Annotated in this window: 13 protein-coding genes and 1 other RNA gene; 13 read left to right on the forward strand and 1 reads right to left on the reverse strand. The window is 40.9% G+C overall.

Annotated features, from left to right (window positions below):
* Window positions 1-160 precede the first annotated feature (160 nt).
* Window positions 161-2,413, reverse strand: a complete 2,253-nt coding sequence (gene gshAB, locus J1C81_RS00970) for a bifunctional glutamate--cysteine ligase GshA/glutathione synthetase GshB (RefSeq protein ID WP_002916663.1) — start codon at window positions 2,411-2,413, stop codon at window positions 161-163.
* Between the two features lie 297 nt (window positions 2,414-2,710).
* Between gshAB and J1C81_RS00975 the strand changes: the two genes are divergently transcribed.
* The 13 genes from J1C81_RS00975 to J1C81_RS01035 all read left to right on the forward strand — a co-directional run bounded on the left by J1C81_RS00975 (window position 2,711) and on the right by J1C81_RS01035 (window position 14,965).
* A complete protein-coding gene (locus J1C81_RS00975) occupies window positions 2,711-4,003 on the forward strand; it encodes an adenylosuccinate synthase (protein WP_002916662.1) in 1,293 nt (430 codons plus the stop codon).
* 244 nt (window positions 4,004-4,247) lie between these two features.
* Window positions 4,248-4,718 (forward strand): tRNA adenosine(34) deaminase TadA, encoded by a 471-nt coding sequence (tadA, locus tag J1C81_RS00980; RefSeq protein WP_002916661.1) that lies wholly within the window; start codon window positions 4,248-4,250, stop codon window positions 4,716-4,718.
* Between the two features lie 34 nt (window positions 4,719-4,752).
* Window positions 4,753-4,838, forward strand: an RNA gene (gene ffs / locus J1C81_RS00985) — signal recognition particle sRNA small type.
* Window positions 4,839-5,144: 306 nt separating this feature from the next.
* Window positions 5,145-6,494, forward strand: a complete 1,350-nt coding sequence (locus J1C81_RS00990) for a glucose-6-phosphate isomerase (protein ID WP_002916659.1) — start codon at window positions 5,145-5,147, stop codon at window positions 6,492-6,494.
* A gap of 182 nt (window positions 6,495-6,676) precedes the next feature.
* Entirely contained in the window at window positions 6,677-7,477 is an 801-nt protein-coding gene (locus tag J1C81_RS00995; protein ID WP_002916657.1) for an SDR family oxidoreductase, read from the forward strand.
* Window positions 7,478-7,539: 62 nt separating this feature from the next.
* Window positions 7,540-9,366, forward strand: coding sequence for a BglG family transcription antiterminator (locus J1C81_RS01000; RefSeq protein WP_080555469.1), 1,827 nt, complete (start codon window positions 7,540-7,542; stop codon window positions 9,364-9,366).
* Window positions 9,366-9,863, forward strand: coding sequence for a transcriptional regulator GutM (locus tag J1C81_RS01005; protein ID WP_002899206.1), 498 nt, complete (start codon window positions 9,366-9,368; stop codon window positions 9,861-9,863). The genes J1C81_RS01000 and J1C81_RS01005 overlap by 1 nt, the downstream gene beginning before the upstream one ends.
* Complete coding sequence (gene srlA, locus J1C81_RS01010) at window positions 9,860-10,402, forward strand: PTS glucitol/sorbitol transporter subunit IIC (RefSeq protein WP_002899205.1); 543 nt, start codon at window positions 9,860-9,862, stop codon at window positions 10,400-10,402. Before J1C81_RS01005 ends, srlA begins: the two co-directional genes overlap by 4 nt.
* A 21-nt stretch (window positions 10,403-10,423) precedes the next feature.
* Window positions 10,424-11,404 carry a PTS glucitol/sorbitol transporter subunit IIB gene (srlE, locus tag J1C81_RS01015; protein WP_002916654.1) on the forward strand — a complete coding sequence of 327 codons (981 nt, stop codon included), beginning with the start codon at window positions 10,424-10,426 and terminating at the stop codon, window positions 11,402-11,404.
* A 99-nt stretch (window positions 11,405-11,503) separates the two neighbouring features.
* Complete coding sequence (locus tag J1C81_RS01020) at window positions 11,504-11,875, forward strand: PTS glucitol/sorbitol transporter subunit IIA (RefSeq protein WP_032909939.1); 372 nt, start codon at window positions 11,504-11,506, stop codon at window positions 11,873-11,875.
* A gap of 170 nt (window positions 11,876-12,045) precedes the next feature.
* Window positions 12,046-12,906, forward strand: coding sequence for a hypothetical protein (locus J1C81_RS01025; protein WP_002916652.1), 861 nt, complete (start codon window positions 12,046-12,048; stop codon window positions 12,904-12,906).
* A 79-nt stretch (window positions 12,907-12,985) separates the two neighbouring features.
* Window positions 12,986-13,921, forward strand: coding sequence for a hypothetical protein (locus J1C81_RS01030; RefSeq protein WP_002916651.1), 936 nt, complete (start codon window positions 12,986-12,988; stop codon window positions 13,919-13,921).
* Between the two features lie 30 nt (window positions 13,922-13,951).
* Complete coding sequence (locus J1C81_RS01035; RefSeq protein WP_002916649.1) at window positions 13,952-14,965, forward strand: hypothetical protein; 1,014 nt, start codon at window positions 13,952-13,954, stop codon at window positions 14,963-14,965.
* Window positions 14,966-15,189 lie beyond the last annotated feature (224 nt).

Here is a 15,189-nt window from a genome sequence, read left to right on the forward strand (position 1 = left end):
ATGATTTTATATATTGAGACCATTTTTTATATTTGCTTAATTCAGAAAGGCATTTTATTCCTATCAATGAAGCATGCGTTGTTTCCAGAACGAAAATTTCTTCGATTCTCTCAAGTATTCAAACAAAAATCGCAAGATAACTCCCGCGATTTTCGTCTTATCAGTCCATTTCTGGGAAAAGTTTGGCCAATATTTTAGGGGTGATGCTTTGTCCCGGCCCCTCAGCACAATAGGTGTGCATATACATAGAGGGGTTGAAGTTGAGCTCGATGCAGGTGCAGTTGGGATTTTCCTTTATGGAAATAGCAGAGCTGTCAGGGATGATTAGGTCAACGCCACAAGCCCAGGCTCCCATAGCCTTTGCCATGTCAGCAGCGAGTTCCTTATAAGACGTGTGCATGCTGTCTGTGACATCGATCGAGTCTCCGCCAGTAGAAATGTTGGAATTGCGCCGCAAGTCAACCTTGACTCCAGCAGGAAGGATATCATCTGGTCCATAGCCTTGTTGGTCCAGCATAAGGAGTTCAATGTCGCCCAGTTCAATGATTTCAAGTGGTGAACGATGATCTCGGCCCCGCAGCGGATTGTCATTTTTGATGGCAATCAATTCTCTCACGGTATGCTGACCGTCTCCGACGACATTGGCCGCCACGCGCAAGAGGACTGCCTGGCACTGACCGTCTAAGACAAAGAAGCGGTATTCCGTTCCAGCGATGAATTCCTCCACCAAGACGGCGGCGTCTTCTGAAAAAGCAATCTCCAAAGCCTTGCCATAAGCTTCCAGACTAGCCGGTTCTTGGAAGATAGAGATGCCCAGTCCGAAGTTGGTCGATTTTGGTTTGACGACAATTTGTCGGTCCTTAATCAAAGGGTAATAGGCCAGTCCATCCTCTAGGGAAGAAAATTCTGCTCCAGCTGGAACGGGAAAGTCAGCTTCTGCCAAAATCTTTTTGGTGACTGTTTTATTGGCCATAGCCAGAGGAATGACATAGTTATCCTTGGAGGTCATGTTGCCGTTCTTGACATACTCCACATGGTGACCATGCCAAAGTTTGAGAAATTGGTCATTTTCATCTAAGATGTCTACATTCAGCCCCTTTTGAATAGCATCAAAGAGCAGCATCTGGGTGGACAGTTCCATATTTTCGTAGCCTTTAAGAGCATAAGGAGCAGTCCAAGCATAGCGGTGATATTCCTCTGCTTTTTCTAGTCCAAAGGCCATTAAGGAATCCTGCTGGATATGAGGTAGGAGCTGGCCAGATAGGGTTAGCTGAGGATTTAGTAGTACCTCTTTAAGCTGATCAAGCAAGTTTTGGTAGTATGTCGGCAGTTCAAAATGCTGGATGAGCTCTTCCATGGCTTGGAGCGGTGCTGAGCTGTCTGCCTCATCTGGCAGGGCAGTTAGCGGGTGGCTACAAGCAATCTTTTGGTTTAAGTCGTGGGCAGCTTTTAATACTGCATCAACATTTTCTACATCATCTAGCCAGAGCAGGCTCAGTAAAAAGAGATGGACAGTATCTAAGGTTTCCTGGCTAATGCCTAAATGGTCAAAAGGATTGAGGTCAAAGCAGCGGAATTCCAGATAGGTGATACCCTGCTCCAGATAGGCGTGATTGTGCTTCTGTCCTCGGAAGCGAACGGCTGAGTAAAATTCTTTTTCAGCGCTGAGCTCGCCTGACTGAACGTAGTTTTCAATATCAGTTATATATTGTTCCAAAGAAGCGTAGGATACCTGAATATTCTCGTCATTGACATAGCCATAGTCGCTGTTACGAAAAGAGCGGATAGGCTGGGAAATTTCCTGACTGTAGAAACCGGCTTCTGCCCAAGGGGCAGCCCCGTAGAGATAGGTTAAAATCCAGCGGAAACGCAGAAAGTTTCGAGCCAGCTTGAGATAGAGGTCATTTTTAAAGTCCTTGAGTGAATGGTAGGAGCTGACTTGAAAGAGAGAAGTGACCAGATCTTTTCCTAGCTCCATGTTGTAGTGGATGCCAGAGATGGCCTGTAGTTTTTTGCCATATTTTTTCGCTAAACCCTCTCGGTAGTGGCGTTCGTAGTCGTTTTCCAAACGGGCGATGACAATCTCTTCTTCAGTCAGCTGCGGTGGCATGGACAGGGGCCACAGGCGTTCACTCTGGTCAATCGAGCGGCCAGCCACATCGCTGATAGCTCCCAGCAAGCGTCGTGCTTCCTTAGTCGAGTGAGCGATAGGTGTAATTAGTTCCAGTTGTTGCTCGCTGAAATCTGTTTGGATGGTCGGGTGGAAATTGCGGGAACCAAGCTGACTCGGATGGGCAGTTTGAGCTAAGTGCCCGTCAGCTGTCACTCGCAGATTTTCCCTCTCCAGACCAAAGGTCGCTTGGAGAATAGGGCTTGATGTATCCAGTTTCTGCAGTAATTGATTAATCGTCATCGTTTCACCGTCCTATGGTAGTAATTTTAGTCTATTACAAACGGAAAAAGAAAACAAATTTTCGCTACGATTTTACAAAAATTCCGAACTTTTATTTTTAATAAACTAACAACTTTCAGAAAAAACAGATTTTTTGAAAATTTAATTCATTTTCAAAAGGAAAAAAGCAAATCAAGAATGGATCCTACCTTGAAAAATTGTTAAATTTTTCATATAATGAGGTATAAAACATAATCGCAGGTGAGATTCCTGCCTGCTTTTCAAGAAAGGACGAGCTGCTTCAGCTCAGACAAAATTATGACATCAGTAGTTGTTGTAGGAACCCAGTGGGGAGATGAAGGAAAAGGGAAGATTACAGACTTCCTTTCAGCCAATGCCGAAGTGATTGCCCGCTATCAGGGTGGTGACAATGCCGGCCATACCATCGTGATTGATGGCAAGAAGTACAAGCTGCACCTGATTCCGTCAGGGATTTTCTTCCCAGAAAAAATCTCTGTCATTGGGAATGGAATGGTGGTCAATCCCAAATCTCTGGTCAAAGAATTGAACTATCTGCATGAAGAGGGTGTGACGACGGATAACCTTCGTATCTCTGATCGAGCGCATGTCATCCTGCCATATCATATCGAGCTGGATCGCCTGCAGGAAGATGCAAAAGGTGATAATAAAATCGGGACGACAATCAAGGGAATTGGCCCTGCCTATATGGACAAGGCTGCTCGTGTCGGTATCCGCATCGCTGACCTTTTGGATAAAGATATTTTCAGAGAACGCTTGGAGCGGAATTTAGCTGAGAAAAACCGCCTCTTTGAGAAATTATACGATAGTACAGCAATCAGCTTTGATGATATTTTTGAAGAATACTATGAATATGGTCAGCAAATCAAGCAGTATGTGACCGATACCTCTGTTATCCTCAACGATGCGCTGGACCAAGGCAAGCGAGTGCTCTTTGAAGGGGCTCAAGGGGTTATGTTGGATATTGACCAAGGGACTTATCCATTTGTAACTTCTTCTAATCCAGTTGCAGGGGGAGTCACCATCGGTTCCGGTGTTGGTCCGAGTAAGATTGACAAGGTAGTCGGTGTCTGCAAGGCCTACACCAGTCGGGTCGGAGATGGACCATTCCCAACAGAGCTTTTCGATGAAGTAGGTGACCGCATTCGTGATATCGGCCACGAATATGGGACTACCACTGGCCGTCCGCGTCGGGTAGGCTGGTTTGACTCGGTTGTCATGCGCCATAGCCGCCGTGTGTCAGGGATTACCAATCTTTCGCTTAATTCCATAGATGTATTGAGCGGTCTGGATACAGTCAAGATCTGTGTAGCCTATGACTTGGATGGACAGCGAATTGACCATTACCCAGCTAGTCTGGAACAGCTCAAGCGCTGCAAGCCGATTTACGAAGAGCTGCCAGGCTGGTCAGAGGACATCACCGGTGTTCGCAGTCTGGAAGACTTGCCAGAAAATGCCCGCAACTATGTTCGCCGGGTGAGTGAGTTGGTTGGTGTTCGTATTTCTACCTTCTCAGTCGGTCCTGGCCGCGAGCAGACCAACATCTTGGAAAGCGTCTGGTCAAATTTATAAAAAAGTCAGCACAAGAAAATTGCTTCTTGTGCTTTTTTGTAGGAAAATTTAATATTAAGACTCATTTAAGATATATATTTTATACTAACAGCATAAACAAAGACCTCCTAACTTTGTTTAAAAATCCTAAACTTTTTTCATAATAATCTCCTGAAAGTCACCCCAGTGGTGGCTTTTACTTTTTCTGAGAAGTGCAGCGGGCTTGTGGTATAATGGGATAGACGACTATAGATTTAGAAAGACAATGATGAATTATACGATTGAAGAAAAAGAAGCATTCATGCGGGAAGCTTTAAAGGAGGCGGAGATTGCCCTAGCTCATGATGAAATTCCTATCGGCTGTGTTTTGGTTAAAGAAGGTAAGATTATCGGTCGCGGTCACAATGCACGTGAGGAGCTGCAACGGGCTGTTATGCATGCGGAAATTATGGCTATCGAAGAGGCGAATCGGCATGAAAATAGCTGGCGCTTGCTGGATACAACGCTTTTTGTGACTATTGAGCCCTGTGTCATGTGCAGCGGAGCGATTGGTCTAGCGCGCATACCCCATGTTGTCTATGGAGCAGCAAATCAGAAGTTTGGTGCAGCTGGCAGCCTTTATGATATTTTGACAGATGAGCGCCTGAATCATCGAGTAGAGGTGGAGACAGGTGTTCTCCAAGAAGAATGCGCTCAAATCATGCAGGAATTTTTCAGACAGAGAAGGAAAAAATAAAATTAGCCAAAATCAAAAGTTTGTGTTATACTAATTAGTGGAGCAACAGTTTTGCGTGAAGCGGGTCAGGGGAGGAATCCAGCAGCCCTAAGCGAAGTAAGCTGTGTGCTCTTTTTCTATGCCTCTTAACGAATCAAGTCCGAAGGAGGCAGATGAGTTTAGAAGTATTGATGCAGTTCAATTTACATGTTGGTTTTTTAAATTTTTAGTAGAACTTTATAAAGAATTTACTCGCAAGAAATGGCAATAGCTAACCTCGTTTTTATAAGATATATGCAAACGATTGCTCTCAGTCATGTCCTAGGATTATCTTATTTAGTAAAATAGTATGGAATAAAAAATGTAAACGTTTTAAAATAGTAAAAGCACTTGCTTATTTTTTCTTAAAGCGTTATCATAAGAGAAAAGAACAATTGGAGGACAAACATGACACATATTAAATTTGACTACTCAAAGGTACTAGATAAGTTTGTAGCACCACATGAAATAGATTATATGCAGCCTCAAGTGACTGCAGCGGATTCTGCTCTGCGAAATGGAACAGGTCCTGGGGCAGAAATGACTGGCTGGTTGAACTTACCTGAAGAATACGACAAAGATGAATTTGCTCGTATTCAAAAGGCTGCTGCTAAAATCCAATCTGATAGTGAAGTATTGATCGTAATCGGTATTGGTGGTTCCTATTTAGGTGCTCGTGCAGCTATCGATTTCTTGAATAATTCATTTGTAAACTTGCAAAGCAAGGAAGAACGTAAGGCACCTCAGATCCTCTATGCTGGAAACTCTATCTCTTCAAGCTATTTGGCTGATTTGGTGGACTATGTATCAGACAAAGATTTCTCTGTCAATGTTATTTCTAAGTCAGGAACAACAACAGAACCTGCTATCGCTTTCCGTGTATTCAAAGAGCTCTTGGTTAAAAAATATGGTCAAGAAGAAGCTAATAAACGGATTTATGCAACTACAGACCGGGTCAAAGGAGCAGTTAAGGTTGAAGCGGATGCTAATGGCTGGGACACTTTTGTAGTGCCTGATAGCGTGGGTGGTCGTTTTACAGTACTGACAGCAGTAGGGCTTTTGCCAATCGCAGCAGCGGGTGCTGATATCAGCAAGTTGATGGAAGGAGCAAATGCAGCACGTGAGACTTATGCTTCTGACAAGTTGGCTGAAAATGAAGCTTATCAATATGCAGTTGTACGCAACATCTTATACCGTAAAGGTTATCTAACAGAAGTTCTAGCTAACTACGAACCATCTCTGCAGTACTTTTCAGAGTGGTGGAAGCAGCTGGCAGGTGAATCAGAAGGTAAAGACCAAAAAGGTATCTACCCAACTTCTGCTAACTTTTCAACAGACTTGCACTCTCTTGGACAATTTATTCAAGAAGGTACTCGTATCCTCTTTGAAACAGTTATTCGTGTAGATAAGCCACGCAAAAATGTGCTGATTCCTGAATTAGCAGAAGACTTGGACGGCCTAGGCTATCTGCAAGGAAAAGATGTTGATTTTGTTAATAAGAAAGCAACGGATGGAGTTCTACTAGCACATACAGACGGTGGAGTACCGAATATGTTTGTGACTTTGCCTGAGCAAGATGAGTTTACGTTGGGATATACCATTTACTTCTTTGAATTGGCTATTGCTCTTTCTGGTTACTTGAATGGAATCAATCCGTTTGACCAGCCAGGAGTTGAAGCTTATAAGAAAAACATGTTTGCTCTTCTTGGGAAACCAGGTTTTGAAGAGCTTGGTGCAGAACTGAATGCACGTCTTTGATTCTCATATATTTTGAGTTCATTCAGAATAAAAAAATCCACAAGTTAATTTCTTGTGGATTTTTTAGTATAATCCTCTTAATTAGTTTATTATTTTTTTGAACAGTTCAAAAAAGACTGTCTTAATTATTTTATGAAAGCGCTGTATAATTGCCTTGTAAATAAAATTTGAGAGGTATCAAAATGAATGATTGGTTAAACATAAAAGGCAAAACAGTTCTTGTAACAGGCGCTTCATCTGGTATTGGCAAGGCAATCGTTGAAGAATTGCTGGAATTAGGTGTTAATGTAGCGAATTTTGACCTTAGTGACAATGATTTACGTCATCCGAATCTATTGTTTGTAAAAGTTGATGTAACTTCTCGTTCTGAAGTAGAAGCAGGTGTTGCTAAAATTGTTGAAAAATTTGGCAATATTGATGCTGTGGTTAATAATGCAGGGATTAACATTCCTAGATTATTAATTGATGCTGAAAATCCTAAAGGTCCTTATGAACTAGATGATGAGACATTCGAAAAAGTAACGATGATTAACCAAAAGGGCTTGTATTTGGTTAGTCAGACTGTAGGACGGATTCTAGTGAAAAATGGAAAAGGTGTGATTGTGAATATGGCATCTGAAGCAGGCCTAGAAGGTTCTGAAGGACAAAGCGCTTATGCTGCAACGAAAGCTGCAGTATATAGTTACACTCGTTCATGGGCGAAAGAGCTTGGTAAGCATGGTGTTCGTGTGGTGGGAGTTGCTCCAGGAATTATGGAAGCTACAGGACTTCGAACACTTACTTATGAAGAAGCGCTTGCCTATACACGAGGAAAGACTGTCGAAGATATTAGAGCTGGATATGCTTCAACTTCAACAACACCATTAGGTCGGAGTGGTAAACTACGGGAGGTAGCCGACCTCGTTGCTTTCTACATTTCAGACCGTTCTAGCTATATTACAGGTGTAACTACAAATATTGCCGGAGGTAAGACTCGCGGTTAAAATAATGAAGGTGAGGAAGAGAGTTGACTTTAGTAAATCGATGGTATAACATTTTGGAAAAAATGGTCTCGCAGCCGACTTATTCCTTGGTAGATATGCGTTTAGAGTTGGATATTAGTATGCAAACCTTGCAAAAGAGTATCCAACAATTAAATGATGTTTTAGCTCCTAATATACAGATTATCTCAAAGGATGATCAGCTATTATTGGAAGTATATGACTATACAGAGTTGGAAAAAATTTTATCTGGTAGTTTAAAAAAGGAAAGTGACTTTAATTCTTCCAGTAAAAGAATTGCCTATTTGCTAAAACGTTTAATTGAGTCAACCTCCCCTCTTCTTATTGACGATTTGGCAGAGGAAGTAGGCGTTAGTAGAAGTACGCTTAATAAGGATTTGAAACAGGTCAAGTCTTTAGCAGAGAAATACTTCATCACAATTTCAGGAAAGCCTAATCGAGGATTGGAGATTTTGGGCAGCGAGTTGAATTTACGTTTGCTATATATTCATCAAGTGGCTCCTTACTTTGAAGGAAACACTCTAACTGGGGAAACCTCTTATTTTCTGGAGACCTTGGTTCAAGACTATAAAATTCCCAAAGAAACACAGGATCTCCTTCGAAAGACTATTTCTATTATAGTGGAGCGCATTCACTCATCTAGGATGTTGGATTGTCCTATTCCTTACTACAGGAATGATTTAACATCGACACTTATGGCTGAGCAGTTAATCTATCATATTGAGATGACTTATAAAATTTCTCTAAGTCAGTTTGAGATAGACTTCTTATGTTTTCCGTTTAATGTCCGTTTTATCGATACTTTAAGTAAACCTTCTTATCACTCTAATCAGCTTACTCAAGTGTTTCACCAGATTGTGCAGAAAGTCAAAGAAAAAATGCTGGTACACTTTGATGAAGCTGAATTGTTCGAAGAAATCAAACCTCATCTTGGTTCTTTAATTAATAGACTGATCTTCCATGTGCAAGCTAATGATATATTTCATGGCGAGGTTCAAAATCAATATCCGTTTGCTTTTGAAATGGCTAAAATAGCTGGAGAAGAACTGACCTCCATTTTTGGTACCGAATTGGAAAAATCTGAAATCGGTTATCTGGCTTTGTACTTTGAAATGATTTTAAGAAAGCAAAACTCTACCGTGAAGGGTTCTCGCAAACAGATAGCTGTAGTCTGCACGACTGGCAGAGGAACTGCTGCGATGATTATTCAGCAGCTCAGGCGAGTTCTTGGAAATGATGTGGATATCACACAGTATTCTGAAGAGGATTTTAATTTCGATCTTGATCAGGAATACTTTGCAATTTTCACGACAGTGCCTCTGAAATATCAGAATTCTAAATCCCCAGTAATACAGGTTAATCATCTTTTTGATGATCAATGGCTGCAAGAAGAATGGCAGCGGGCGAATGATTTTCACCAAAAAAATCTAGAAACTGTAAGCTTGCGATTTATTTATTTGAATCCTGAAAAAAATTATCAGCGTTATTTGTTAAAAATGGTAGCTGAGTTAGAGAAATTTCAGATGATTGATGCAGATTTTAAAGAACGGATTCTTGAAAGAGAGAGGAAGCAATCAACTGTTTTTGGTGGGGGTATTGCCTTTCCCCATACGATTAATAAAGGCTATTCAAAGACAATTTTGATGTTTGGGAAGTTGGAAGAGCCTTATCAAAAAGGTGATGAATTGATTGAATTTATCTTTTTGGTTGCGATTCCTTCTGAAATTGAAACCAAGATGGAAAGTGAATTACTAGAAGTGTACGACGATATTTTTAGAGTCGCAGGTGAGTCTTCTTTGAAAGAAGCATTGAGAGGTGTAAACACGGAAGCAGAGTTTTTATCATTTTCTGAGAGCAAAGGAGTATTTTAATGAATTCGCTAATAATTTTTGCAATATTTGCCATGGCGGCTTATGTTTTCCAAATCTTCCTCGGCTGGCAACAACTAAAAGACTTCAATAAGACCTATACGATACTCAGGAAATTAGGGCGCGTAGCTATTGGCAGGAAGTCAGGAAAAATCAAATCTGGTACGATTGTCATGTTTGCAGTTGATGAGAATGGTCGAGTTCTCAAAGCTAGCAAAATGCAGGGAGTCACTATCTTAGCACGCTTTCAAAACATGGAAAATTTTGTTGGAGAAGATATCCATTATTTTGATAAGTATAATCCTCTTGTTAGACAGGAAAATAAGTTATTACAAGAAGCTATAGAAGATGCTAGAAAGGTTTATCTTTGGCACGAGGCTGGTATTGAGCAAGAGACAAATTCTTCTAATTCTTTTCTGGGATTGGCTTTCTATGCCAATTACTTAAAATTATCTATTAAGCAGTTCTTTACAAAAAATAAGAAAAGGAGTTCGTTATGAATCACATTACAAAATTTGCAGAGAGTTTTATGAAACTTTTCCAATTGGGCGGAGAGACATTTATTAGTTGGATGACAAATATTGTGCCGCTGGTCTTGATGCTATTGATTGCAATGAATACACTTATCGCTTTCTTGGGAGAAGAAAAAGTCAATGCTTTGGCTAAGATTTCCGCAAAGAATCCTATTAGCCGTTATATGATTTTACCTTTTATTTCAGCATTTATGCTGGGAAATCCTATGGCAATCAGTATGGGACGTTTCTTACCAGAATATTATAAACCTGGTTTTGTAGCAGCCCAGATGCAATTCTGTCACACTTCAAATGGTGTATTCCCTCATATCAATCCTGGTGAATTGTTTGTATGGATGGGAATCGCGACGGGGATTCAAACTTTAGGTTTAAGTCAGATGGATTTGGCAATTCGTTACATGCTTGTGGGGATTGTCATGAACTTTATAAGTGGCTGGGTAACTGATTTTACAACTGCTTATGTTGCAAAACAGCAAGGAGTTACCTTGAGTAAAACGTTTGATTGATAGGATAGAAAGAGTGAAATTATGGTATACAAGAGTATAAAAGTTGTTAAAGGAAATGGTGGTTTCGGAGGCCCTTTGGTCATTACTCCTAGTGAAGCTAAGCACAAATTTATCTATATCACTGGCGGAGGAGAAAAACCAGATATTGTAGATAAAATTGCTGATTTGACAGGTATGGAAGCCGTTAATGGCTTCAAAACTTCTATTCCTGATGAAGAGATTGCTTTAGCAATCGTTGATTGTGGCGGTACTCTTCGCTGCGGTATTTATCCTAAGAAAGGGATTCCCACTATCAATATTGTTGCGACAGGGAAAAGCGGTCCTTTAGCTCAGTATATTACTGAGGATATCTATGTATCAGCAGTCGGCCTGGATCAAATTTCAGCGGCTAATGAAGACGAAAAAGCGCCAACAGTCGTTACTGAGAAGCCAACCTATGATACAAGTAAAAAGATTACAGAACAAAAAGCAGAAACCAGTATTGTGGCAAGAATTGGGATGGGAGCTGGTAAAGTTGTTGCAACTTTCAACCAGGCTGCTCGTGAAGCTATTCAAACGATGCTCAATACAATCATTCCTTTCATGGCATTCGTTTCTTTGCTGATTGGGGTCATTCAGGGATCTGGTGTTGGAAATTGGATTGCAAAATTGATGGTTCCTTTAGCTGGGAATATCTGGGGACTCATTTTGATTGGCTTTATTTGTTCTTTGCCATTTTTATCTCCTCTGTTAGGCCCTGGCGCCGTAATCAGCCAGATCATCGGAACCTTGATTGGTGTTGAAATCGGCAAAGGAAATATTCCTCCCCAAATGGCTCTGCCGGCTCTATTTGCCATCAACACTCAAAATGGTTGTGATTTCATTCCTGTAGCACTTGGGTTGTCGGAAGCCAAGGCTGAAACTGTAGAGGTTGGGGTACCCTCTGTTCTCTACTCACGCTTTCTCAACGGAGTGCCACGGGTGTTAGTAGCTTGGATAGCAAGCATCGGTCTTTATCAATAAAGCTTGGATAGATGAATGCAAACCTAGCATCTATTATGCTAAATTTATCTGTAAGAATAATGTTCATTAACAATTAGAGAAAGGATGAATAGGAATTATATGAAGAAAATTTTTGAAGCTAAAGTAATTCAAGTGGGCCCTGAAGCTCAGAATATGATTCAAGACGCTAATATGCTAATTTTATTTGGAGAAGAAGCTCCAGAAGATTTAGCAGAGTATTGTTTTAAAATTGATAACAAAGATCTGCTAGGATCAATACAAAAAGGTGGAAAGCTAGTAGTCGATAGTGAAGAATATTTGATTACAGCTGTAGGAAATGTAGTAGAGAAAAATTTAACTGGACTGGGGCATATCACTATTTCTTTTGATGCTTCAGAAGAAGGCAGTCTTCCTGGAACCCTTCATGTTGCTGCAGAGAAAGAAGTGGTAATTGTACAAGGCACTACCATTCAGATCTTCGAAGCAGCTTAAGTATAAATCCTGTAAATTATTGAAGCAGCAGTCTAATTCGAAACGCAGCCTCCCTTTGGGGAGGTTTTTTGATTGGAAGAACAATTTATGTTATAATGTTGTAAAATTTGTCATTGTTTTTCAATATTTTCGCAATATGACAAATCAACAAAATTTATAAGGAGAAAACCATGTCAGATAAAGATGGTCAAGGTCAAGTGCAAGGGGCTTGGCAAGAAAATCAAGCTAGCAGCCAGCCATTGCAAGGGAATTTCCAGCAGATTCAGTCGCAAGGATTGCCTGATAAGAAGGGCAATATCGGAAAAGTCATAGGACTTTCAGTTTTTGCTCTCATAATTGGTCTTTTGATTGGCAGCGGTTCAGCTTATTTTATCGGCAAGCAGGCGCAGACAAATAAGGATATACAAAGGATTAAGCGTCTGAGTAAGGCTCAGGAAGAAGCCAAAGACAAGAGTGACAGCTTTACTACAGACGGGCAGTCGGTTCAGTTTAATTGGACCTTGAAAGACTTGGGACGGTTGAGCTATACAAATGATGAGGGATTAGGTCTGACGGCTGATCAAATCGTTGAAACTTATGGCTTGGCTAGTTCAGCAGAATATGATCGTAATCGTCTGTTACTCCGATGGGGCCCTTCTGTCAGGGACAAGGAGCAAAATATTTCTTTTCAATTTGATAAAGTTGACCAGAACTACTATCTGAGGCAAGTGGTAGTTGGAGATTCTTTTAAAGAATATAGAAAAGGGAAGGAAACGACAGATTGGAGCGTATTATCTCCCAAAGACCTTGAACGTTTGAAAAAAGGAGACAAGGAAACGGGTGAAGGAGGAACAGCTTTATCAGAGGTCCTGAAGAAGCATCCTGTTCCGTCAGAAATTGTCATCACAACCGAACGTGACGTGGATAATAAGATTATCTCCAACCGTCTGATTGCTGAGGTGACTTACAAAACAGAAGATGGTTATGAATACCTATTGTTTGTAGGCCAGCCAGATGGAAATTTCTTATATATAAAGTCAGAGGAAATGTAAGTTTTTAGTTATTTAGTTTATCTTTTGTGACTGACTGCTTTCAAAGCATTTCGTTATTAAAAGAGAACTGATAAGATTATTGGAAATAAACAAGAAAGAGGAAAGAAGATTGACAGAACAGCAAACACAGCATTCTTTTGAGCCTTCAAGGAATGCTCAGTCGCAAGAGGAATTCCCGCATCATTTTCAACCTCAGCAAGGCCATGTTTCAAGTCCGCAGGGACCAACTCCGCCTTTGACCAAGAATAAATCCTGGAGAGGAATCCTGATAGGCGGAGCCTTGCTCTCTCTTGGTCTTGGACTAATCGGAGGGGGAATCTGGGGATATAGAGTGGGAGTAGCGGAGGTCATCAGAGGAGAATATCCTGTGCTTCATCCTTTGGCAGATGCTAGGGAATCAAAGAGAGATCAATCAGATCAGTACATTGACCCCGATACTACTGAGTTCAAGTGGGACATTGATAGTTTGTCAGAGTTACGGTTCAATACTATTCAGACAGATACGAATGGTACTTCTGTGGAAGATATTCTTGATAAATATGGCAAGGCTTTAAAAGAAGAGATCTCTCGTGACAGCCTTGATTTAGAGTGGGGAACACTTCAAGATTCTGATGATGAGGAGGATTGGCCAATTTATTATACAGATCAAACTGCTTCTCTGGATTTTGAGAAGAAAAAAGATGGTTTCTATCTGAATAGCCTTCATATCTATAATATTCGCTTTGAAGGAAGCAAACATAATGCTGAGGACGAAGCGATGGCGACTGATTACTTTGAAAAACTGAAAAAAGGCGATGCAAAGACTGGTAAGGACGGCATTTCCTATAAGGAAGTTTTTAAGGAATATGGCAGTCCGAGGAGTATCTATATTCGTGTAGATGAAGATTTCAGTGAGGATACTAGTCAAACCATTATGGAGGCGGCTTATGATGCTCCTAATGATGGTACTTATAGGTTGTTCTTCGTTCAGCAGGAGGATGGAAACTATCTTTTGTCCGCTACTGCCAATAAATAAAATAGAACTCAAATAATAAAAGGAGAAACGATGTCAGAACAAAATAAACCGCAGGAACAATCTTTAGAAGGATTAGCTCCCTATCCACAGCAACCCCAGTCATCAGACCCAGGACAATTTGTAGCTAACTCAACAGAGGGACAGCCTCTCCCAGTAGAAGGGGGCAGTCCTGAAATGCCGAATCCTAATCAAGATTTTGGTGTTCAGCAACCCATTTTTGATGCTCCTCAGCAGCAGATGCCTCAGCAGGATAATTGGGGAAATCCTGCTTTTCAAAAAGAAATTCCTCAGGGATTTAATCCAGCTGGTCAGAACTTTACCGGACCACAGCAAGCTGCAAACTTCGCTGGCCAGCCAAGTCCAGAGCCAAAGAAAAATAGTACGGGTAAGCTGATAGGATTTTTAGGAATAGGTCTGGCAGCGGGACTATTGCTAGGAGGTCTTGGTGGCTATTTCCTAAATAATTTTATGGGTGGGGGAAGTGTGCCAAGTCTGTCTCGAAAGGGACATCAAAGCGATGTTGCTTCTTTTGTGGCTCCATCAAAAGACGATGTATATGAGTGGGAAGTGAAAGACCTTGAAAAGCTGAGCATTGTTAGTGCGGATAATGAAGGATTGACCCCTGAACAAGTAGTCAAAGATTTTGGCTTGGCCAGCAGTGTTACGTTTCAGGAAGAAGGGCTCTCATTGTCTTGGTTACCTGACTCTAGTTATACCACTCTGACCTTTATGAAACACGAGGATGGCAGCTACCATCTTCAGGGTATGAGTATTATGCCCGGTAGTGACGACTATAATAAAAAGGTATCTAGTCAGATTACAGAGAGCTTAAAGATGGGTGATGCGGAAACAGGCGAGGGCGGTTCTTCCTTTAAAGAAGTAATCAAGGAATACCCAGAATATCAACATATCTCAGTTTATGGGGATGGTGAATCAGAGCCGAAGATGCTTGTAAACTATGAAACCTCTTCAAATAAGGAGATAACTTTGACTTTTATCCGTCAGGAAAACGGACAGTATCTATTGAGTAATCTTTCTAAATAGAATAAATGAATAGGAGTGCTTATCTCACAAGCTGGAAGCTCTGAACGGTACGCAAAAGATTAAAATAACCATTGATGCTAACAGCGGGAACATTTTGAACGAAAGAATTAAATAATATCGTTGGTATATGGTTTGGAATTGCTTTGTTAGGCACGGACGAAAGTTCGTGTCTTTTTCCTTGTAGATTTAGAGCTAAACCTGTTCAAAATATGATATACTGGAAC

The sequence above is a fragment of the Streptococcus sanguinis genome (assembly GCF_050225395.1).
In the GTDB taxonomy this organism is placed as follows: Bacteria; Bacillota; Bacilli; order Lactobacillales; family Streptococcaceae; genus Streptococcus.

Bases quoted from the DNA above. Each gene is read 5' to 3' on its own strand.
- gshAB (WP_002916663.1), bottom strand. From the start codon at position 2,413: ATGACGATTAATCAATTACTGCAGAAACTGGATACATCAAGCCCTATT.
- J1C81_RS00975 (WP_002916662.1), top strand. From the start codon at position 2,711: ATGACATCAGTAGTTGTTGTAGGAACCCAGTGGGGAGATGAAGGAAAA.
- tadA (WP_002916661.1), top strand. From the start codon at position 4,248: ATGATGAATTATACGATTGAAGAAAAAGAAGCATTCATGCGGGAAGCT.
- J1C81_RS00990 (WP_002916659.1), top strand. From the start codon at position 5,145: ATGACACATATTAAATTTGACTACTCAAAGGTACTAGATAAGTTTGTA.
- J1C81_RS00995 (WP_002916657.1), top strand. From the start codon at position 6,677: ATGAATGATTGGTTAAACATAAAAGGCAAAACAGTTCTTGTAACAGGC.
- J1C81_RS01000 (WP_080555469.1), top strand. From the start codon at position 7,540: ATGGTCTCGCAGCCGACTTATTCCTTGGTAGATATGCGTTTAGAGTTG.
- J1C81_RS01005 (WP_002899206.1), top strand. From the start codon at position 9,366: ATGAATTCGCTAATAATTTTTGCAATATTTGCCATGGCGGCTTATGTT.
- srlA (WP_002899205.1), top strand. From the start codon at position 9,860: ATGAATCACATTACAAAATTTGCAGAGAGTTTTATGAAACTTTTCCAA.
- srlE (WP_002916654.1), top strand. From the start codon at position 10,424: ATGGTATACAAGAGTATAAAAGTTGTTAAAGGAAATGGTGGTTTCGGA.
- J1C81_RS01020 (WP_032909939.1), top strand. From the start codon at position 11,504: ATGAAGAAAATTTTTGAAGCTAAAGTAATTCAAGTGGGCCCTGAAGCT.
- J1C81_RS01025 (WP_002916652.1), top strand. From the start codon at position 12,046: ATGTCAGATAAAGATGGTCAAGGTCAAGTGCAAGGGGCTTGGCAAGAA.
- J1C81_RS01035 (WP_002916649.1), top strand. From the start codon at position 13,952: ATGTCAGAACAAAATAAACCGCAGGAACAATCTTTAGAAGGATTAGCT.